The 914-nt window shown below is 70.7% G+C and carries 1 protein-coding gene and 1 pseudogene; both read right to left on the reverse strand.

The annotated features are described in order from the left end of the window. Positions 1-279: pseudogene (locus KV557_RS41915) on the reverse strand (IS3 family transposase); the annotation flags it as partial. Positions 280-317: 38 nt separating this feature from the next. Beyond that, positions 318-722: a transposase gene (locus KV557_RS41920; protein ID WP_218207379.1), complete on the reverse strand. Its 405-nt coding sequence runs from the start codon at positions 720-722 to the stop codon at positions 318-320. Positions 723-914: the final 192 nt, after the last annotated feature.

Genomic DNA, 914 nt, shown 5'->3' on the forward strand with positions numbered 1-914 from the left:
CAGGTAGACGCCCTCGTCCAGCAGCGTCGCGTAGACCTCGGCCGGTGCCGTGTCCTTGAACCGCTCGCCGTTGAGCTTGGCCACCACCTTCTCGCGTTCCTCGGGCGAGAGCGCTTTCGGATGCGGCCGGCTCTCCCGGACCGGCTTCGGCGGGGCCGGGGACTTGCGGTGGTGGCGGTACCAGGTCGCCCGGTTGACGCCCAGCGCCGCGCAGGCCTTCGCCCGTCCGACCACGCCGGAGAGCTTCTCCAGGGCCGCGGTCCGGGCGTCCTCGAACACCGTGTCCGCCGTGCCGGGCAGGGCGGGTGCGGCCTGGTCTACTTCGTCTCGCCGTCGTTGGTCGCGCTGCCCGTGGCGAGCTGGTCCAGCAGCGCGGAGAGTTTTCCCTGCACCTCGATGACGGTGCGGGCCTTGCCCAGCTCCTTCTCCAGGCGCTCGACTTCGCTCTTGAGCTTGGCGATCTCCTTGTCGCGGGGGTCGGCCTTCGGTCGGCCCGCCGGTGCACCCAGAGCGGCCGCGGCCCCGGCGTCACGCTGGGACTTCCACGCCGAGATCAGTGACGAGTACAGGCCCTCGCGCCGCAGCAGCGCGCCCTTGCCCTGCTTGTCCAGGGTGTCGTACTCGGCGAGGATCCTCTGCTTGTACGCGGCCGAGAACCGGCGGTTCGTGGAACGGGGCTCCACCTGCGGATCCGGGGTCCTGTGGTCGTTGGTGCTGGCCACCTGGGACTACTCCTTCTCCGCCCTCGACGACTCTGCTGGCAAAGTCAGTGCCCCGCCCCGTGGGGAGATGACGTCCAGTCACGTGGTGAGGCCGCGGGCTTCGCAGAGGGTGCGAACGCGGGTGCCTGGCCGTGGAGCCTTTGGGTGGGGGTCGTACCAGTCGCCGAGGCGGGCGAGGTTGCAGGCCATGCC

The sequence above is a fragment of the Kitasatospora aureofaciens genome, from assembly GCF_019192735.1.
Classification (GTDB): Bacteria; Actinomycetota; Actinomycetes; order Streptomycetales; family Streptomycetaceae; genus Kitasatospora; species Kitasatospora aureofaciens_A.